Origin of the sequence: Janthinobacterium sp. 61 (assembly GCF_002846335.1) — a bacterium.
Taxonomy (GTDB): Bacteria; Pseudomonadota; Gammaproteobacteria; order Burkholderiales; family Burkholderiaceae_D; genus Janthinobacterium.
Window position 1 is genome coordinate 3,767,764 of the sequence record NZ_PJMQ01000001.1, and the last position, 20,362, is coordinate 3,788,125.

15 protein-coding genes are annotated in these 20,362 nt (G+C 62.6%); 8 read left to right on the forward strand and 7 right to left on the reverse strand.

The genetic code is table 11. From position 1 onward, the window contains the following. Nucleotides 1-5: 5 nt before the first annotated feature. From hutU to ada, 6 genes are all read right to left on the reverse strand, one after another. A complete protein-coding gene (gene hutU, locus CLU92_RS17165) occupies nucleotides 6-1,709 on the reverse strand; it encodes a urocanate hydratase (RefSeq protein ID WP_101482883.1) in 1,704 nt (567 codons plus the stop codon). Nucleotides 1,710-1,848: 139 nt separating this feature from the next. After that, on the reverse strand, nucleotides 1,849-3,528 hold the full coding sequence (locus tag CLU92_RS17170) for an amidohydrolase (protein ID WP_101482884.1): 1,680 nt from the start codon (nucleotides 3,526-3,528) through the stop codon (nucleotides 1,849-1,851). Between the two features lie 68 nt (nucleotides 3,529-3,596). Beyond that, nucleotides 3,597-4,223, reverse strand: coding sequence for an N-acetyltransferase (locus tag CLU92_RS17175; RefSeq protein ID WP_101482885.1), 627 nt, complete (start codon nucleotides 4,221-4,223; stop codon nucleotides 3,597-3,599). Nucleotides 4,224-4,376: 153 nt separating this feature from the next. Next, nucleotides 4,377-6,035, reverse strand: a complete 1,659-nt coding sequence (locus CLU92_RS17180) for a mechanosensitive ion channel family protein (protein WP_101482886.1) — start codon at nucleotides 6,033-6,035, stop codon at nucleotides 4,377-4,379. Nucleotides 6,036-6,109: 74 nt separating this feature from the next. Further along, on the reverse strand, nucleotides 6,110-6,799 hold the full coding sequence (locus tag CLU92_RS17185; protein ID WP_101482887.1) for a 2OG-Fe(II) oxygenase: 690 nt from the start codon (nucleotides 6,797-6,799) through the stop codon (nucleotides 6,110-6,112). Further along, nucleotides 6,796-7,851 (reverse strand): bifunctional DNA-binding transcriptional regulator/O6-methylguanine-DNA methyltransferase Ada, encoded by a 1,056-nt coding sequence (gene ada / locus CLU92_RS17190; protein WP_101482888.1) that lies wholly within the window; start codon nucleotides 7,849-7,851, stop codon nucleotides 6,796-6,798. The genes CLU92_RS17185 and ada overlap by 4 nt, the downstream gene beginning before the upstream one ends. Nucleotides 7,852-8,031: 180 nt before the next feature. Between ada and hutC the strand changes: the two genes are divergently transcribed. From hutC to CLU92_RS17230, 8 genes are all read left to right on the forward strand, one after another. Next, entirely contained in the window at nucleotides 8,032-8,751 is a 720-nt protein-coding gene (gene hutC / locus CLU92_RS17195) for a histidine utilization repressor (protein WP_101482889.1), read from the forward strand. A 410-nt stretch (nucleotides 8,752-9,161) separates the two neighbouring features. Continuing rightward, nucleotides 9,162-12,485: a PAS domain-containing hybrid sensor histidine kinase/response regulator gene (locus CLU92_RS17200; RefSeq protein WP_101484738.1), complete on the forward strand. Its 3,324-nt coding sequence runs from the start codon at nucleotides 9,162-9,164 to the stop codon at nucleotides 12,483-12,485. 71 nt (nucleotides 12,486-12,556) lie between these two features. Next, a complete protein-coding gene (locus CLU92_RS17205; RefSeq protein WP_101482890.1) occupies nucleotides 12,557-13,015 on the forward strand; it encodes a response regulator in 459 nt (152 codons plus the stop codon). 303 nt (nucleotides 13,016-13,318) lie between these two features. After that, on the forward strand, nucleotides 13,319-13,645 hold the full coding sequence (gene trxA, locus CLU92_RS17210; protein WP_071075390.1) for a thioredoxin TrxA: 327 nt from the start codon (nucleotides 13,319-13,321) through the stop codon (nucleotides 13,643-13,645). Between the two features lie 155 nt (nucleotides 13,646-13,800). Further along, a complete protein-coding gene (rho, locus tag CLU92_RS17215) occupies nucleotides 13,801-15,063 on the forward strand; it encodes a transcription termination factor Rho (RefSeq protein WP_034746249.1) in 1,263 nt (420 codons plus the stop codon). A 214-nt stretch (nucleotides 15,064-15,277) separates the two neighbouring features. Beyond that, nucleotides 15,278-15,547, forward strand: coding sequence for a type B 50S ribosomal protein L31 (locus tag CLU92_RS17220; protein ID WP_010401544.1), 270 nt, complete (start codon nucleotides 15,278-15,280; stop codon nucleotides 15,545-15,547). A 154-nt stretch (nucleotides 15,548-15,701) separates the two neighbouring features. Then, the gene (locus tag CLU92_RS17225; RefSeq protein ID WP_101482891.1) at nucleotides 15,702-17,426 is read left to right on the forward strand and encodes a glycosyltransferase family 39 protein; all 1,725 of its coding nucleotides are present in this window, start codon (nucleotides 15,702-15,704) and stop codon (nucleotides 17,424-17,426) included. A 196-nt stretch (nucleotides 17,427-17,622) separates the two neighbouring features. Further along, nucleotides 17,623-18,603 (forward strand): choice-of-anchor A family protein, encoded by a 981-nt coding sequence (locus CLU92_RS17230; RefSeq protein ID WP_101482892.1) that lies wholly within the window; start codon nucleotides 17,623-17,625, stop codon nucleotides 18,601-18,603. Nucleotides 18,604-18,678: 75 nt separating this feature from the next. Here CLU92_RS17230 and CLU92_RS17235 read toward each other — a convergent pair whose 3' ends face one another. Beyond that, the gene (locus CLU92_RS17235; protein WP_101482893.1) at nucleotides 18,679-20,358 is read right to left on the reverse strand and encodes an AMP-binding protein; all 1,680 of its coding nucleotides are present in this window, start codon (nucleotides 20,356-20,358) and stop codon (nucleotides 18,679-18,681) included. Between the last annotated feature and the right edge of the window lie 4 nt (nucleotides 20,359-20,362).

Consider the following 20,362-nt stretch of genomic DNA (forward strand, 5'->3'; position numbering starts at 1 on the left):
AGGTCTCAAGAAAGCATGGGAAGAATCAGGCCGTTGCGCTTGGCGCAGGCGGCCGCTGTTTCGTAGCCGGCATCGGCATGGCGCATCACACCCGAGCCGCTGTCGTTGACCAGCACCCTGGCCAGGCGTTTCGCCGCGCTTTCCGTGCCGTCGGCTACGATGACCATGCCCGCATGCTGAGAATACCCCATTCCCACCCCGCCGCCATGGTGCAGCGAGACCCAGGTGGCGCCGCCGGCCGTATTCAGCATGGCATTGAGCAGCGGCCAGTCGGAGACGGCGTCGGTGCCATCCTTCATGCTTTCCGTCTCGCGGTTCGGGCTGGCCACGGAACCCGTGTCCAGGTGGTCGCGGCCGATGACGATGGGCGCCTTCAGTTCACCCGTGCGCACCATCTCGTTGAAGGCCAGGCCGGCGATGTGGCGCTCGCCCAGTCCCAGCCAGCAGATGCGCGCCGGCAGCCCCTGGAAGGCGATGCGCTCGCGCGCCATGTCCAGCCAATGGTGCACCTGTTTGTGGTGCGGGAACAGTTCCTTGATCTTCGCATCCGTCTTATAGATATCTTCCGGGTCGCCCGACAAGGCCACCCAGCGGAACGGCCCCCGTCCTTCGCAGAACTGCGGGCGGATGTAGGCGGGCACGAAGCCGGGGAAGTCGAAGGCATTCTGCACGCCCTGGTCGAACGCCACCTGGCGGATATTGTTGCCGTAATCGACGGTGTGCACGCCCATGGCGTGGAAATCGAGCATGGCTTGCACGTGGGCGGCGCAGGAATCGGCAGCCGCCACCGTCAGGCGCGCGTGGCGCTGCGGGTCCTGCTGCGCCGCCTTCCAGTCCGACACGCTCCACCCACGTGGCAGATAGCCGTTGACCAGGTCATGCGCGGACGTCTGGTCCGTCACCAGGTCGGGCACCAGGCCGCCCGCTTTCGCGCGGCGCACCAGTTCCGGCAGCACTTCGGCCGCGTTGCCCAGCAAGCCGATGGAAATGGCTTCCTTGCGCTGCGTATGGTATTTGACCAGCTCCAACGCTTCATCCAGGCTGGCCGCCTGCTTGTCCAGGTAGCGCGTGCGCAAACGGAAATCGATGCTACTTTGCTGGCATTCGATATTGAGCGAGACGGCGCCCGCCATGGTGGCGGCCAGTGGCTGCGCGCCGCCCATGCCGCCCAGGCCCGCCGTGAGGATCCACCGCCCGCCCCAGTCGCCGCCGAAATGCTGGCGGCCCGCCTCGGCGAAAGTTTCATACGTGCCCTGCACGATGCCCTGCGTGCCGATGTAGATCCAGCTGCCGGCCGTCATCTGGCCATACATGAAGAGGCCCTGGCGATCGAGTTCGTTGAAATGTTCCCAGTTGGCCCATTTCGGTACCAGGTTGGAGTTCGCGATCAGCACGCGCGGCGCATCCGCGTGGGTCTGGAACACGCCCACCGGCTTGCCTGACTGAATCAGCAAGGTCTGGTCGTCTTCCAGCTCGCGCAGCGAGGCGAGAATCTGGTCGAAACAAGCCCAGTTGCGGGCGGCGCGGCCGATGCCGCCATAGACGACCAGGTGCTGCGGATTCTCCGCCACTTCCGGGTCCAGGTTGTTTTGCAACATGCGGTAGGCCGCCTCGGCCTGCCAACTCTTGCAAGCCATGACCGTGCCGCGCGGGGCGCGGATGGTACGGCTGGCATCAAAGCGTGGATCGGTGTCCATTGTGCTGTTCATGCTGTCTCCTCGTAGGGTGCGAGCGGGCGTACCTGCCCCGGTAACTGGCCCGCTCTGGTACTCCCAGCATAGGTTGTCTATACAACCAAGTCAACAGATTTTCTTTGGGGCTCAGACCCGGCGGGTCTGTCCCCTGCCTTTATTTTTTCTCGAACACGCGCTGGCCCGCCACCCACGTCTGCAGCACCTGGGTCTTGCCGATGGCGGTCGGTGCTACCTTGAACAGGTCCTGGTCGACGACGACGAAGTCTGCCCATTTGCCCGCTTCCAAGGTGCCGATGACCTTTTCCTGGTGTGCCGCCCAGGCCGCGTCGAGGGTGAAGCAGCGCAGCGCTTGCGTCACCGTCATGGCCTGCTGCGGATACCAGCCGCCGGCCGGGAATCCTTCGCTGTTTTGCCGCGTGACGGCCGCATGGATGCCCTCGAACGGATTCGGCGACTCGATGGGGAAATCGGAACCGCAGGCGATGCGCGAACCCTGCTTGAGGAAGGTGCGCCACGCATACGCGCCCTTGATGCGCTCGTGGCCCACGCGCTGCTCCGCCATATTCTGGTCCGAAGTGGCGTGCGTGGGCTGCATCGACGGCACGATGCCGAGGCTCTTGAAACGGGGGATGTCGCTCAATTGCACTACCTGCGCGTGCTCCATGCGGTGACGCAGGCCCACGCTGCGGTACTGCGCTATCAAGGCCTGATAGCCATCGAGAATTTGATGGTTGCCCGCGTCGCCGATGGCGTGCACGTTCACCTGGTAGCCGGCGCGCATGGCTTTTTCCATCTTCGCGCGCATGGCGGCGTCCGGGTAGAACAGCAGGCCGCTGGTCGTCGGATCGTCGCTATACGGCGCCAGCAGGGCCGCGCCGCGGCTGCCCAGGGCGCCGTCGGACAGCAGTTTGACGGCGCGCAAGGCGTACATGTCGCGCGCATAGCTATTCAGGGGGCCGTTTTTTGACAGCGCGTCGAAATCTTCCGTGGTGTCGGCAATCATGCCGTACACGCGCACCGTCAGCTTGCCGTGGTCCGCATAATCGCGGAACAATCGGTCCTGCATCTGGCCGATGCCCGCATCGTGCACGCTGGTCAGCCCCACTTGCGACAATTGCGCCAGCGCGCCATCGAGGGCGGCCCGGTTTTCCACGTCGCCGGGCTTGGGCAGCACGGCATCCATCAAGTCCATGGCGCTGTCGACCAGCACGCCGGTGGGATTGCCATCCGCATCACGGTCGATTTTGCCGCCCGCCGGATCTTGTGTGGCACGCGTAATGCCGGCCAGCGCCAGCGCGCGGCTGTTGGCCCAGCCCGCGTGGCCATCGACGCGGCGCAGCCACACGGGCCGCGCGCTTTCGGCCGCATCGAGCTCCAAGGCTGTGGGAAAGCGCCCCAGCTTCCAGATTTCCTGGTTCCAGCCATTGCCGACGACCCAGCTGCGCTCAGGATGCGCTCTGGCGAAGTCGCCCACAGCCTGCACGGCGGCCGGCAGCGATGCGGAACCGTACAGCATCACGCCGCTGGCGATCGTCCCCAGGCCGAACACGTGGCCATGCGCGTCGATCAGGCCCGGCAACACGGTTTTTCCCTGCAGGTCGACGTGCAGGGCGTCCTTGGCGACCTTGCGTTTCACCTGCGCGGCACTGCCGACGGCGACGATCTTGCCCGCGTCGTCAAACGCCAGCGCCGTGAAGCGCACCACCTTGCCGGCCGCGTTGAGCGTATAGCCGTTGGCGTTGTCGATGACCGTGTCGGCACGGACGTGGGCGTAGGCCAGGGTGCCCAGGCAGGCGAGAACAAGCAGGGTGCGGCGCAATTGCGAGGTCGGCATTTCCATCTCCAGGTCTTTTACGTCAATGAGCGAAAAGACGAGTGTATAGAAATTGGAAAAATGGTCAATTAGTCAGCGTGCGAGTTTCCTGCAGCGGGCCGTCGCATCAGCCAGTAATCGCAGCCCGTGACGGCTTCCGCGTAACGCCCCTCCACCAAGAAGCCAAGGCGGCCATAGAACGGCAGGCTGCGCTCGTTGTACGTCTCCAGGAAGCACGCGGCACGAGCAGCATCAACGGCCGCCAGTCCCGGCGCCAGCACGGACGCGCCCAGTCCCTGCCCTTGCCCGGCAGGATCGATGCCGGCGATCGACAAATACCAGGCATCCTGCAATTCGTGTTGCGCCAGCGCGTGCTCCATGTTGTCGACGATGGCTGAAAAATGCGGAAAGCCGCGCTCTCCCAGCAGCGCGCGCAAGGCGATCTCGCGCTGCGCATACGCGGCCTGGCGCAGTGCTGCCGGCGCATCCGTCGTCCAGATGGCGGCGCCACTGCCAGCGTCGTCAGCCAGGTCGACGCGGCCCGCCTGCCAGCCTTCGGCAAGGGCCAACGAGAAGTAGTGCGTCAGCATGGCCAGCCGCGCCGCTTCGTCCTCGCCGCACGCCACAGTCACGGTGCGGTAAAACGGGTCGCCGATCAGGGCGGCGGCCAGGCTGCGGGCGGTTCGCGATGCTTCACTGTGTGGTGCGCTGGGCATGGGTTCTCTTTCTTCTCATCGTAACGTGGAAACGCCCGGCATGTTAACGCAAGCGCCCAAGTCTTGCGGCCGCTCGATACATTCGATACGGCACTGAGATTTGCTGCAATTGTCATGTGGAGCGTGCCATGCCATCAGCATGTCGCTGCGGCCTTACTTCGCCCCCTGTTCCGGCTTGTGCGCCGGCGCCCTGAACCATTCACCGGGCGGCACCACTTGCGATTCTTTCGGGTCGTCAATGTAGTGCGGCGAAGTGATTTGCACGTCGAATTCGTTGAAGACGTCGATGATGTTCTGGTGCAAGCGGTTCAGCACTTCGGCGCGCTGGCGGGGGACTTCGGCGCTGGCGTAGGCGACGAGGCGGTATTGCACGTAGTAATCCTGCAGCGCCAGCTGCATCACGTAGGGTTTCGGCGTGGCAGACAATTCCGTCGTGCGGGAGGCGGCCAGTTCCAGCATGGCGTGCACCTGCCGCCATGGTGTGGCATAGCCGATGGTGACGGTGGAATCGAGCACGAAGCCGCCGCCAGGCTGGGCGCGCGAATAGTTTTTCGTCGTTTGCGACATCACCCAGGCGTTCGGCAAGGCCACTTCTTCACCCAGGCCCGTGCGCAAGCGTGTCTCGAACATGCCCACGTCGACCACCGTGCCTTCGCTATCGCCCACGCGCACATATTCCCCCTTGCGCAGGGCGCGCGTGTACATCAGGATCAAGCCGCTGGCTCCCTGGCCCACGATGCTCGACGCGCCGATCGATACCATCAGGCCCACCAGCACGGACAGCCCCTGGAAAGCGGCCGTGTGCGAACCGGGCAAATACGGATACGCCATGGCCAGCGCGAACAGCCAGATCACCACGCTGGCAATGCGGCGCGTGGGCAGGGCCGTGTCCTTGTCGAGCCAGCCAATTTGCAGTTCTCCGCTTTCCACGCGCTTGAACAACGAGGCGGCGGTGGCGGCGATCAGGCGCGCGATGGCGAAGATCACGCACACCAGCACCAGCCCCGGCAAGGCGCCAATGATGGCGTGGAAGACGTCGGCCGCCACGTCGAACAAATAACCGTTCAGGCTTTCTCCCCAGGAACGCGTGTAAGGCAAACGGCTCAGCACGAAGGCGGCCCACAGATAGGTGGCCATCAGGCGCAAGCCCCACAGCACGGCGCTCAGCAGCTGGTAGGCAAAGGCGATGTAGTGCTCGGCGTCGAGCACGCGCACGTTTTTCAGGCGCACGTCGCGCAGGCGCGAGGCTAGCAAAATGCCGCTGCGGCGCTTGGCCCAGCGATAAAAGCGTGTCAAGCCCATCCACACCAGCCAGAACACGAGCGTGGCGGCCGCGCACACGGCGGCGGCGATCGCCAGGTAGCGCCAGCTGCCCTGTTCGCGGTAATCGAGCACGGCTTTGCGCAATTCCCCGGCAGCCGTTTTCGCCACACTTTCCGTCGTGTCGCCGGCCAGCTGGTTGACGTCGCCGGGCACGACGACGAACAGCTGCACCCCGTCGAGCAGCACTTGCGTGCCTTCGGGAATCGTCCGCGTGCCCGTCTGCAGCGGGCCATTCTTTGCCAGGACGCCTTCCAGGCGGCGCTGCGCGCCGATGGCCCGTTCATCAGGCGGATAGCCGGCCAACCCGGCGCGGAAGACGAACACCTTGCGGTTGGCAAACATCAGCGGCGCCGTCCTGGCCGCAGCGCCTTGTGACGGCGCGATGGCGGACGCGGCCTCCGCAACGAGCGAGGATGCGCCCTCGTCCGCATGGGCAACGGGCAGCAGGAAGATCGTCAAGAGGCACAACAGGCGGAGCAACGCGGACATGGCAAAAATAGAAAGTGACAGGGAGTAGCCATCATGCCATGTAATCCTGGAAACTCAAGCGCCGCAGCTATTGTTCAGCTCGCATCGTGAAAAATGATGCCCAGGGTATGGCGCAAGCCCGTGCGCAGGCGCGACACGCCATGGCGCATGTTGACACGGTAGCTGCCACGCGTGCCATTCACGGGGCGCTGCGCGACCGGAAAGATGACGGCGTCGCCCTGCGCCAGGGGCACGACCGCCACGCGCGACTGCATGCGCGGGCGCTGCTCCGTCAGCACGAACTCGCCGCCCGTGAAATCGTCTTGCGGGCGCGACAGCAGCACGGCCAGTTGCAGCGGAAACACATGCTCGCCATACAGGTCCTGGTGCAGGCAGTTGTAATCGCCCTCGCGGTAGCGCAGCAGCAAGGGGGTGGGCCGCGCTTGCCCGGCCGCATGACAGCGCGCGAGGAAGTCCCCGTGTGCCAGCGGAAAGCGGCTCTCGAGGCCCATGCTGGCATGCCAGCGGTTGGCAATCGCCGCCAGCGGCGGATACAAGGTAGCGCGCAGCTCGGCGACCGGCTCCGGCAGCGGATACGCCCAATACTGGTACTCTCCCTGGCCAAAACCATGGCGCTGCATCACCACACGGCTGCGAAAACGCGATGCATCGTCATACTGCGCCGCCAGCGCCCCGCACTGCGCACGATTCAGCAAACCTGGTACGACGGCGCTACCGTATTGATTCAGATCATCCTCGATCTGCCGCCAGTCCAGCGCCCTCACCGTTCGCCCTCGCGCTCAAGCAGCGCCTGCTTGCGTTCCACGCCCCAGCGGTAGCCGGACAGCGCGCCATCGTTGCGCACCACACGGTGGCAGGGGATGGCGACGGCCAGCGCATTGGCGGCGCAGGCGCCAGCCACGGCGCGCGCGCCTTTCGGCGCACCGATGCGCCGCGCCAGCTCGGCATAGCTGACCGTGCTGCCGGCGGGAATCTCGCGCAAGGCTTGCCATACGCGCTGCTGGAACACCGTGCCGCGCACGTCGAGCGGCAAGTCCAGGCCCAGGCCCGGCGCCTCGACCAGGCCGACGACTTGCGCCACCGTCTGTTCATAATCAGGCTCGGCGCCGCGCAGTTCGGCTTGCGGAAAGCGGTCCTGCAAGTCGCGCAGCAGCACTTCCGGGTCGTCATCGATCAGAATCGCGCAGATGCCCTTGTCCGTGCTGGCCACCAGGATGGCGCCCAGCGAACAGGCGCCGATAGCGAAGCGGATCACGGCGCCGCTGCCGCCATCGCGAAACGCGCCCGGCGTCATGCCCAGCAAGCCTGGCGTGGCGGCGTACAGGCGGCCGCTGGAATTGAAACCGGCCGCGTACAGTGTCTCGGTGACATTCGCCGCGCCTTGCAAGCCGGCCTTCAGCCGTTCGCCGCGCCGCGCCGCCGCATAGGCCTTGGGTGTGATGCCCGTGTGCGCCTTGAAGACGCGGTGAAAGTGAAAGCGGCTCATGCCGGCGGCCCGAGCAAGGCTGTCCAGTTCCAGCATCTCGTCGCTGGCGTCGATCAGGCGGCAGATGTCGGCCACGATGGCGGCCTGACGCTGAGCCAGCGGCGGCAGGTTCGGCTTGCAGCGCAGGCAAGGGCGAAAGCCGGCCACCTCCGCCTGCTCGCAACTGTCGTGGAAGGCCACGTTGCGGCGCAAGGCGGGGCGCGCCGCGCAAGAGGGACGGCAATACACGCCCGTCGTGCGCACCGAGTAATAAAAAACGCCGTCGGCATCGGGCGCGCGCCGCTGCACGGCATCCCAGCGCTCATCGTCGGTCGAGTAAGAGTGTTCCATGGCGAACTCCGTGCAGGTCAATAGTAAGTCACCAGCATAGCCAGCACCGGCCAGCGCCACACTCCGGCGCTTGCTTTTGAATTCAAAAAAGGCTGGCGGCAGGCATCATGCTCGGTGCTAAAATCGGCCATCGCGCCTCCAGCCGGCGGCGCGCCCTGCCCGTGCCCCGGAGAAACCGCATTGGACGATCATACTACCCAGGAAAATACGCCGATTTTCCAGCGCATCAAGGATTTTCTGCTGGCCGGCATCGCCGCCGGACGCTGGAAGGAAGGCGACGTAATTCCCTCCGAGCAAGCATTGGTGAAACAATTCGGCGTCTCGCGCATGACGGTCAACCGCGCCGTGCGCGAACTGACCAGCGAACAGGTACTGACGCGGCGCCAGGGTTCCGGCACCTATGTGGCACAGCAAAAATACCAGGCGACCTTGTTGGAAATCAAGAGTATCGCCGATGAAGTGCGCGCACGCGGGCATATCCACCGCAGCAGCTTGCAATTGCTCGAACGCACCAAGGCCTCGGATTTGCTGGCCAAGCAATTCGGCCTGCCGCCGGAACACCCGCTGTTTCATTCGCTGATCGTGCATTTTGAAAACGGCGTACCGATCCAGGTGGAAGACCGCTGGGTCAATCCCGAGTGCGCGCCCGACTACATGACGCAGGATTTTTCCAGCATCACGCCGAACGAATATCTGATGGCCGCCGCCCCCTTGCAGGGTGCCACCTACAGTATCGAAGCGCTGTCGGCACCGCGCGATATCGCCGAAATGCTGGCCATCGACACGAAACAGGCGTGCCTGGTGCTGCGCCGCCAGACGCGCTCGGGCGGCAAGATCGCCTCGATCGCCACCATGTGGCATCCCGGACACCGCTATCAGTTCGCCGGAAGCTTTGCTTGAGGACACCTTGAAAAACCTGCTGCGCGTCGCGCTTTGCGGCCTGTGATGCTCACCGGCTCGCTACGGTTTTATCAGGCGTCTTCCGAGCTCGCCGTTTAGTAGCACGATTTTGCGCTGAATTTCTCTCAAATTCTCACAGAACAATGAATAAATCCGCCCTTTCGGGGCAAAAAAAATCCCGTTTTGGCCGTTTCTGAACTTAAATACTCCGACTAAATATTCGATGCTATAGTTGCCGCCAGAAAGCGCCGCAGGCGTTTATTTAAGCGCGCATCATGCACCGCCAGCCCAGCCCAATCATGCCCCAGAAAGGGATGCATTTGTCGTATTGCAGCCACACGAGTTTCAGCGCATCACGCCGTCGGCGCCCTGCGCTGCGCCGGCTCGCTCGTACGATGCTGGCGGCAGGCATGGCACTCTCGCTGCCGGTGCAGGCGGCGGCACAGGGCATGGCCCCGACACTGCTGTGGCCATATGCAGCCGCCAGCGCCACCGCCCTGGCGGGACTGGCTTGCTGGCAAGCCTGGCGGCTGCGGCAGCAGTTGCGCCGCCGGCTACTGCCCGCACATGCCCTGGCAGAACAGGATGCCGGGCAAGCCTTGCGCGGCGCGGCCCTGACTGGCTGGACCTGGCGGCGCCAGTCCGACCGCTTGCAGTTCGCGCCCCAGTACCAGGATGTGCTGGGCGACAAGAGTGCCAAACTCGACCATACACTGGCCGGCTGGCTGGCCGAAGTGCACCGGGACGACCGCGCGCGCCTGAGTCTTATATTTCGACAGCATCTGGATGGCCAGGCGCACGGCACCTTCAATTGCGAATTCCGTTTGCGCCACAGCGACGGCCACTGGCGCTGGCTGCTGGCGCGCGGCGCCGTGCTGGCACGCGCCTCTGATGGCACCGCCACGCAGGCCAGCGGTATCGTCTGCGATATCAGCGAACGCAAGCAGGACGAGCAATCGCGCATGCGTTCAATGCTGGAAGCGGCGCCCGAAGCCATGCTGGTGGCCGATGTCGAGGGCAAGGTGCATTACGCGAATCAGATCGGCGCGCGCTGCTTCGGCTATCCCCTGGCCGAATTGACGGGCATGTCACTGGAGCAACTGGTGCCGGAAAGCGCGGCCAGCCACTCCGTGGGCGACCCGCAATCGCGGCACAGCCTGCCGGGCCGGGTGATGATGGCGCGCCGCCGCGACGGTACGCACTTTCCCGCCAAGGTCAGCCTGTCGCCGCTGCGCATGGCTGGGCAAGTGTTTTCCATCGTCTCGCTGCGCGACATGACGCAGCGCCAGCGCGCCGAGGAAGCCTTGCACGCCAGTTCAGAGCGCTACCGCCTGATCGTGCAGACGGCGGCCGAAGGCATCTGGATGACGGATGCGGATGGCAAAACCACTTTCGTCAACCCGAAGATGGCGCAGATGCTGGGCTACACGGTGCAGGAAATGCTGCACCGTCCCATGCTTGACTTCATGGACCGCGACAGCCAGTTGCTGATGCAGCGCCGCCTGGCCAGCCATGGCAGCCTCGCCAGCCAGCCGGACCAGGTCGACTTCCGCTTCTTCCGCAAGGACTTGTCCAGCTTGTGGGGTTTGCTGTCGAGCACCAGTATTCAATCGGACAATGGCGAGCCGGGCGGCACGCTGGCGATGATTACCGACATCACGGAACGGCGCCAGGCGTCGATCGCCCTGTCGAATTCGAGCCAGCGCATGGCGTCCGTGTTTGGTGCCGTCACCAACGGCCTGGTGGTGCAGGACAGCCACGGCCATATCCTGGAAAGCAATGCCGCCGCCGAGCGCATGCTGGCGGCGAGCCCGGCCGGCAACAGCCTGTGGCAAGCCATCCGCGAAGACGGCTCCGCTTTCGACCAGCGCAGCCATCCCGTGCACATCACTCTGTCGACGGGTGTCGCCATGCGCGACGTGCTGATGGGCGTACAGCAGCCCGACGGCAGCCTGTCGTGGCTCTCCGTAAATACCGAGGCCATCCGCGATGAATACGGCAAGGTGGGCATGGTAGTGGCCAGCCTGACGGACATCACGTATCACAAGCGCAGCGAGAGCGCTTTGCGCGAACTCAATGAACATCTGGAAGAGCGCGTGGCGCAGCGCACCGAGCAGCTCGACCAGGCCAAGCAAGTGGCCGAAGAAGCGAGCCTGGCGAAGGGGCAATTCCTGGCCAATATGAGCCATGAAATCCGCACGCCGATGAATGGCGTGATCGGCATGGCCTATCTCGCCCTGAAAACGGACCTGGAGCCGCGCCAGCGCGATTACCTGGAAAAGATCCGCTTTGCCGGCGAGCACCTGCTGGGCATCATCGACGATATCCTCGACATCTCGAAAATCGAGGCGGGCAAGCTGGAAATCGAACGCGTCAACTTCAGTTTTGACCACGTGGTGCAAACCCTGATGACGGTGGTAGCGCCGCGCGCCGCCGGCAAGAACCTGGAACTGCTGTTCGAGATCGACCCGCAATTGCCGGCCGTGCTGGTGGGCGATCCGCTGCGCCTGGGGCAAGTGCTGATCAACTACGCCAATAACGCCATCAAGTTCAGCGAACAGGGCAGCATTACCGTGAAAGTGCGCAAGGTGGTGGCGGACGCCAAGCACTGTCTGGTGCGCTTTGAAGTATGCGACCACGGCATCGGCCTGTCGCAGGATGAAATGAGTAAACTCTTCCAGTCCTTCCAGCAAGCCGACACCTCCACCACGCGCGAATATGGCGGCACGGGCCTGGGCCTGGCCATCTGCAAGCAGCTGGCCCAGCTGATGGGTGGCGACGTGGGAGTCGACAGCCGTCCCGGCGCCGGCAGCACCTTCTGGTTCACGGCCAACCTGGGCATTTCCGACCAGGCGGCGCCGGCCATGCTCGACAGCATGGCGCAGACGGCAGCGGCCATGCGCGCCAGCGCCGACGCCGCCCTGGTCATGAGCACGCTCAAGCATGCGCGCATCCTTCTGGTGGAAGACAATACCTTCAATCAGCAAGTGGCGCTGGAATTGCTGGAAGAAGCGGGTGCCTCCGTCTGCCTGGCCAACAATGGCGAAGAGGCGCTCGACCTGTTGCGCCAGACGCAGTTCGACTGCGTGCTGATGGACGTGCAGATGCCGTTGATGGATGGCTTGCAAGCGACGCGCCACATCCGCACCGACCCGCAACTGGCGCATCTGCGCGTGCTGGCCATGACGGCTACGGCCACCAGCGAAGACCGCGTGCGCTGCCTGGAGGCGGGCATGGACGATTTCATTTCCAAACCGATCCAGCCGGCCATGATGTACCAGACCATCGCCAGCTGGCTGCCGGCGCGTGAAACGCCGCCGCCTCCCGCACGCAGCCGCGCCGCGCCCGCCTTCAAGACCACCCTGGCCGGCGACCCGCAAGTGATCGACCTGTCCATCCTGGCCAAGTTACTGGGCTACAACCCGGAAAAAGTGCGCAAATTCGCCTTCAAGTTCCTGCAGACGACGCAGGATGGCTTCGACGACATCGATGCGGCCCTGGCGCGCGGCGACGTGCGCCAGGTACGCGAACTGGGGCACCGCATCAAGTCGTCGGCGCGTACCGTGGGGGCCCTGGGGCTGGCCGAGCTGTGCCACAACCTGGAAACCCTGGCGCCAGGCGAGCCGGCCGACGAGGCTGAGCGGGCACAACGCATCGTGGCGTGCCTGTGGCCCCTGCTGGAACAGATTACCGAACAAATCATGAATAACACCAGCTTTGCCAATGACGATTAGCTACCGCCAGTGCGTTGAGGCAAGGTATCGGCATCGACAACGATGCAGCATATCAATAGGAAGACAGGACGATGAATACTGTATCAAACCAAGCAAGCCGGGAACAGAACGAAGCAGGCCTGGCGCCGCTGCGTGTGCTGCTGCTGGACGATGATGTCTTCATGCTCGACGTGCTCAGCGACATGCTCGAACATATGGGCTCGTTCGACATCCGCTGCGAGTCGCACAGCGAACAGGCGCTGGCTACCCTGAAGCAGCACCAGCCTGACCTGCTGATCTGCGACCTGTCCATGCCCGACATCGACGGCATCGAATTTTTGCGCATGGCGGCGGACAATGGCTTCCGCGGGGGCGTGGTTCTGCTGTCGGGCCTGCATTCGGCCGTGCGCCTGGCGGCCGAACGCCTGGCCGTGGCCAATGGCCTGCATATATTAGGCACCTTCCGCAAGCCGATGGAAAGCGCGGAATTGCAGCTCATGGTGAACTTGCAACTGCAGCACACGGCCCGCCAGGCCAGCGTACAGGCCTGAGCGCGGAGGATGGCCGGGAGGGCGGGCGCTGCGCTGCGGGCCAGAAGGCATGCGGCTTTGCCGCCCTGCCGGCACGCGCGGTGGCGATATGTTTCAAGTTTTTCCGCAATAATCGCCACGCTTTGAAAAAATGGGTTATTATTTCAGCCATCCCCGCCTGCATACCTCTGGTCGCACCTTCCAAGAATATTGAATTTGTGCCCATTGCCCCCATCTGCTAGCTGCATTCCAGGAAGCATGGATGGCGAACCAGCGTATGGTTAATCCCAGGCATTATTGATCCCACCCTCATTTGAGGAAAATATGAGCGAAAATATCAAACACATTAGCGATGCATCTTTTGAAGCAGACGTCCTGAAATCCGACTTGCCCGTCCTGGTGGACTTCTGGGCTGAGTGGTGCGGTCCCTGCAAGGCTATTGCCCCGATCCTGGAAGAAGTAGCCAAGGAATACGCAGGCCGCATCGTGATCGCCAAGATGGACGTGGACGCGAACCAGGCAGTGCCTGCCAAGTTCGGCATCCGCGGCATCCCGACCCTGATCCTGTTCAAGGATGGTGTCGCAGCTGCTCAAAAAGTGGGCGCCATGGCCAAGGGCCAGTTGACCGCTTTCGTCGACAGCAACATTTAATGTATGATAGGCAGCGCTGCGCCCGCAGCGCCGCCTGACTGGATAGACCGGGAAACGGCTTTGCCATCATTCGTGCACAGCCTACCCAATAATTAATCAACGCCACGCAGTCCCCTCCCCTACCTTTACATCCCGTCTCGGGACACTCAACACATATGCATTTATCCGAACTAAAGGCCCTACACGTATCCGCCCTGCTTGAGATGGCGATCGGTCTTGACATTGACAACGCAGCCCGCTTGCGCAAACAGGAGCTGATGTTCGCTATCCTGAAAAAACGCGCCAAGTCCGGCGAACAGATTTTCGGCGACGGCGCCCTGGAAGTGCTGCCAGACGGCTTCGGCTTCCTGCGCTCGCCTGACGCCAGTTACATGGCGTCCACCGACGACATTTACATCTCCCCTTCGCAAATCCGCCGCTTCAATCTGCACACCGGCGATTCGATCGAGGGCGAGGTACGGACCCCGAAAGATGGCGAACGCTATTTCGCATTGGTCAAAGTCGACAAGGTCAACGGCGAATCGCCGGAGATGTCGAAACACCGCATCCTGTTTGAAAACCTGACGCCGCTGCACCCGAATGAGCCGCTGCGCCTGGAACGTGAAATGAATGGCCAGGAAAACATCACCGGCCGCATCATCGACCTGATCGCCCCGATCGGCAAAGGCCAGCGCGGCTTGCTGGTGGCATCGCCGAAATCCGGCAAATCCGTGATCCTGCAGCATATCGCCCATGCGATCACGGCAAATCACCCGGATATCACGCTGATCGTGCTGCTGATTGACGAACGCCCGGAAGAAGTTACCGAAATGCAACGTTCGGTACGCGGCGAAGTCGTCGCCTCGACCTTCGACGAGCCGGCCACGCGCCACGTGCAAGTGGCCGAAATGGTGCTGGAAAAAGCCAAGCGCCTGGTCGAAATGAAAAAAGACGTAGTGATTCTGCTCGACTCGATCACCCGTTTGGCGCGCGCCTACAACACCGTCATCCCTGCCTCGGGCAAGGTATTGACTGGTGGTGTCGACGCAAATGCGCTGCAACGTCCAAAACGCTTCTTCGGCGCCGCGCGCAATATCGAAGAAGGCGGCTCGCTGACCATCATCGCCACGGCGCTGATCGAAACGGGTTCGCGCATGGATGACGTGATCTTTGAAGAATTCAAGGGTACCGGCAACATGGAAGTGCATCTGGAACGCCGTCTGGCAGAAAAGCGTGTCTATCCGGCAATTAACCTGAACAAATCGGGTACCCGCCGCGAAGAACTGCTGATCAAACCGAACGAACTGCAAAAAATCTGGATCCTGCGCAAATTGCTGTACTCGATGGACGAGATCGAGGCGATGGAGTTCATTCTGGACAAGATGAAAGCCACGAAGAACAACGCAGAGTTTTTCGATATGATGAGACGCGGCGGCTGATTTTAGGGGTCAGACCCGTCGGGTCTGACCCCAGCCCTCCGTTGATCATCCCGCGAAAGCCGCTCATTGAGCGGCTTTTTTATTGCCGTCCACCCGAAAGCGCTATATAATCGACGGTTGCATTATTTTAAACCCTGGCAAGTGATCGGCAATCGGGTCAAGAAGCTGGACGACCGACGAAGTGCTGTTTGGCTACCAAACTAGAGAGAAGACCATGAAAGTCGATACCCATCCAGAATACCGCGAAGTTGTTTTCCACGATCTGTCGTGCGATTTCAAATTCGTTACCCGCTCGACCATCCAAACCCGCGAAAAAATCACCCACGACGGTAAAGAATACCCACTGGTGAAGATCGAGGTTTCGGCTGAATCGCACCCATTCTTCACGGGCAAGCACAAAATCGTCGATACCGCTGGTCGCGTCGAGAAGTTCCGTCAGAAGTTCGGTACCGTTGGTTCGAAAACCGCAGTCGCAGCAGGCTGATTTTTGCCGCTTTGCGGCAAAAAAGGGCAGCTTCGGCTACCAGAGAAAAGGCAGCTACGGCTGCCTTTTTTGTCTTTGGCCGCTTTACTTTATACTCGCGCATACCCGACGCCATTCGTCGCGTCTTGCCATTTTTTTCTGATACCGACTATCGATGAAGCCAGTCCGCCTTCCCGCCGCTGCCACACTCGCGCTGCCACGATGGGCCTTGTTTGCGCTCGGCCTGCTGTACATCCTGCCTGGCCTGATCGGCCGCGAACCGTGGAAGAACGATGATGCCGCCAGTTTCGGCATCATGTGGACCATGGCACATGGCGGCCTGAACGATTGGCTGTGGCCCAACGTGGCCGGTTTGTCCTCGCCAGAGGAAGGCCCGCTGGCCTTCTGGCTGGGCGCCATTTTCATCAAACTGCTCGGCTGGATCGATGGCGACGTCTTTGGCGCGCGCATGTCGACCATCGGCATCTTCGTCGTCAGCACCCTGTCCGTCTGGTACACCGCCTTCAACCTGGGCCGCCGCAACGATGCCCAGCCCCTGCGTCTGGCCTTCGGCGGCCAGCCCGAGCCTGACGATTTCGGCCGCACCCTGGCCGATGCCGCCGTGCTCATCTACCTTGGCTGCCTCGGCTTGCTGCAGCACAGCCACGACATCACGGCCGAAGCGCTGCATGTGTCGCTGATGGCCTACCTGCTGTACCGCGCCGTGCGCTATGTGGAGGGTCCGTCCGTGCGCAATGCAGCGCTGCTGGGCCTGGCACTGGGCGGCCTGACCCTCACGCGCGGCTGGATCACGCCGGCGGCGCTGAGCATCGCCATGCTGTTGTGCACCGTCTTCCTGCGCCTGCCGCTGCTGCGCAGCGTACGCCACCTGGCACTGGCCGTGCTCGTGGCCATCGCACTGGCCCTGGTCTGGCTGCTGCCGGGCGAACTGCTGCAGCCATACGGCCATTCGCCGCTGCAGGCATGGATGGAGTGGAATAGCCGCCAGTTCAGCGCCCCGAGCCTGAAAAGCCTGCAATATTTCTTCCGCGTCGGCATCTGGTTCTTCTGGCCCGCCTGGCCGTTCGCCGCCTGGGCCGTGTATGCCTGGCGCCGCCAGCACCATGTGCTGCACATCGTCGTGCCACTGACCTTTGTCGCCATGCTGGCCATCCTGGGCCTGTTCCACCCCGACCCGGAACCGAGCCAGTTGCTGCCCCTGCTGCCGCCACTGGCCGTGATGGCCGCGTTCGGCCTGCTGACCATGAAACGGGGCGCAATCAACGCCATCGACTGGTTCTCCGTGATGGTGCTGACCATCTGCGGCCTCGTCCTGTGGCTATTCTGGTTCGCCACCCTGACGGGGTGGCCGCCGCGCCTGGCCTACAATGCATTGAAACTGGTGCCAGGATTCAAGCCTGAACTGGAACTGGTGGCCTTCTTCGTCGCTGCCAGCGCCAGCGCAGGCTGGGTGGCGCTGGTGCACTGGCGCATCTCGCGCCAGCCTGCCGTGCTGTGGCGCGCCGTGGTGCTGTCGTCCGGCGGCCTGATTTTGATCTGGGTGCTGATCATGACGCTGTTCTTGCCCGAGCTGAACTACAGCAAGAGCTACGCCAGCGTGGCGCACCAGATTTCCGTCCACCTGCCGCCAGGCAGCAAGTGCATCAACAGCAACGTCGGCGGCGCCCAGCGCGCCTCGTTCGCCTACTACGGCCACCTGCCGTTTGCCAGCGTGGGGCAGCAGCAATGCGATGTGTTCTTGTTACAAGACAGCATCAAGGTTCCTGACAGCAAGGAACAGCTGCCCGAGCACCACGGCGCGGACTGGATCAAGCTGTGGGAAGGACGCCGCCCCACCGATGATGTGGAACGTTTCCGCCTGTATCAGCGCGTCAGGTAACACACGAAAAAACCGGGCATGTCCCGGTTTTTTCTTGCCCGCCTGGCCAATGTCGATAATCGATAAAATGTTGCCTTTAAATATAGTCAATTACCTAAATTGAACTATAATTGCTTTTTATATTATAATGTCGGCCAGCGCGATGGCGGTGTACTTGCTTTCCCGCCCTTCCATCCCTATTACCACGAAAATACTTATGACATTTTTTGCCTCACGCACCTTGCCGCTCATCAGCGCCGCCCTGTTCGCCTTCTCCTTCAGCGCCTCGGCCCAAGCGACCGTGATTGACCTCGGCGTCGCCAACGGCTACTCGGCCTTCATCTTCGGCAACATCGGCAGCAGCGGTGCCAGCGGCTTCACCAGCGTCGGCGGCAGCATTGCCGCTGGCGGCAATATCTACCTGGACAACTACAACGTTGGCACGAATAAAAAGCCAGGCAGCGCAACCAACGCGATCGTTGCTGGCGGCGACCTGAACACGGGCTGGGGCACCATCGGTGGTTCCTCCGTGTATGGCGTCAGCAACCCCAACGCCACGTTGACAGCGCCACAATGGTTCCCACGCGACAATATCAGCAAGGGCAATGCCTCCACCCTGGACTTTGCAGCCGCCCAGCAACAGCTGACGACCCTGTCGGGCGACGTGGCCAAGCTGCAATCGAACGGCACCGTGCTTTCGCAATCGGGCGGCTACAAGCTGGTGGGCGACATCAACGCCGACGTCAATATTTTCAACATCGATGCGTCGAACCTGCATAACCTGACCCTGGACGTATCGTCGCTGAAAAGCACGGCCAGCATCATCATCAACGGCACGGCCACCGACATCACCATGAGTGGCGGCTTCGACAATTTCGGCAGCTTCGCCGACCGCACGCTGTTCAACTTCGCCAATGCCACCACCACCAGCCTGACCAATGCAGGCGTGAACGGCAGCATCCTGGCGCCGAACAGCGCGTTTTCCGGTTCGGGCAGCCTGAACGGCACCCTGATCGCCAATTCGGTCAGCTCGATCAATTATGGCCACGTCTCGATGAACGGCGCCGGCTTCAACACGGTGAACGTATCGGCCGTACCAGAGCCAGGCACCTACGCCATGCTGCTGGCAGGCCTGGGCTTGCTGGCATTCATGCGCCGCCGCACGCCAGCGCGCGCGCCGCAAGCGCAACTGGCCTGAGCTTCACGCTGAATCCATGCAAAACACCGGGCCGCGCAAGCGTCCCGGTGTTTTTTTTATGTACTGGCGAAACGATTATTCCGCGCTCAGACCCAGGTCCGTGGCGACTTGCTTGCGCAACAAATATTTCTGGATCTTGCCCGTCACCGTCATGGGAAATTCCTCGACGAAGCGCACATAGCGGGGAATCTTGTAATAGGCGATCTGCCCGTCGCAAAAGGCGCGGATATCCTCGCTGGTGGCCTGCGTGCCCGGACGCAGAATGATGCAGGCGCACAACTCCTCGCCATACTTGGCGTCCGGCACGCCCACGCATTGCACGTCGAGCACGCTCGGGTGGCGGTACAGGAATTCCTCGACCTCGCGCGGATAGATGTTTTCGCCGCCACGGATGACCATGTCTTTCGAGCGGCCGACGATGCTGCAAAAGCCGTTCTCGTCGATGACGGCCAGGTCGCCCGTGTGCATCCAGCGCGCCGTATCGATGGCTTCGTTTGTTTTTTCCGGGTCGCCCCAGTAGCCCTGCATCACGGAATAACCGCGCGTAAGCAATTCGCCCTTCTCGCCGCGCGGCACGATGCGCCCTTCCGCATCGATGATTTTCACTTCCAGGTGCGGGTGGACGCGGCCAATCGAGGACACGCGCATTTCGCGCGGGTCTTCGATCGATGTCTGGAAGCTGACGGGCGACGTTTCCGTCATGCCATACGCGATGGTAATTTCCGCCATGTGCATCAGTTCGATGACCCTCGTCATGACTTCCATCGGGCAGGGCGAGCCGGCCATGATGCCGGTGCGCAAGTTCGACAAATCGTATTGCTTGAAGTCAGGATGATCGAGGATGGCGATGAACATGGTCGGCACGCCATGTAAACCCGTGCAACGCTCGGCCTGCACGGTTTCCAGCACGGCCTTCGGGTCGAAGCCTTCACCCGGAAACACCATGGCCGCGCCATGCGTGACGCATGCGAGGTTGCCCAGCACCATGCCGAAACAGTGGTACAGGGGCACGGGGATGCACAGCCGGTCCTGTTGCGTGAGGCGCATGGCTTCACCGATGAAAAAACCGTTATTGAGGATATTGTGGTGCGTCAGGGTGGCACCTTTCGGCGCGCCCGTGGTGCCGGACGTGAACTGAATGTTGACGGCGTCATCAAACTGCAAGGTAGCGCTGACTTCTTCCAGGTGCGCCAGGTCGGCGTCGGAGATGCCCTCCATCAAGGCATCGAAGTTATGCATGCCCGGTGTGGCGGCCGCGCCCAGGCGGATGACGTGGCGCAACTGGGGCAGGCGCGGCGACTGCAGGGCGCCCGCGCGCGAACGGGCGATCTCAGGCACTACGTCCTGCACGATGGCCAGGTAATCGCTGGACTTGAAGCTGGGCGACAGGATCAGCGCGCTGCACTGCACCTTGTCGAGCACGTATTCGAGTTCCGAACGCCGGTAGGCGGGGTTGATGTTGACCATGATCAAGCCGGCTTTCGCCGTGGCGAACTGGGTCAGCACCCATTCGGCGCAATTCTGCGACCAGATGCCGACCCGGTCGCCCGGCTGCAAGCCCAGCTTCAGCAAGCCGGCGGCCAGGCGGTGCACGCGCTGCTGGAATTCCAGATACGTCCAGCGCACGTTCTGGTGCGCCACGATCAGGGCATCGTGCTGGCCATAGCGGGCGGCGATGGCGTCCAGGTAAGCGCCTATCGTTTCGCCGATCAACGGTGTCTCGTGGGCGCCATGTACATAACTCATTGCTTGCATGCTG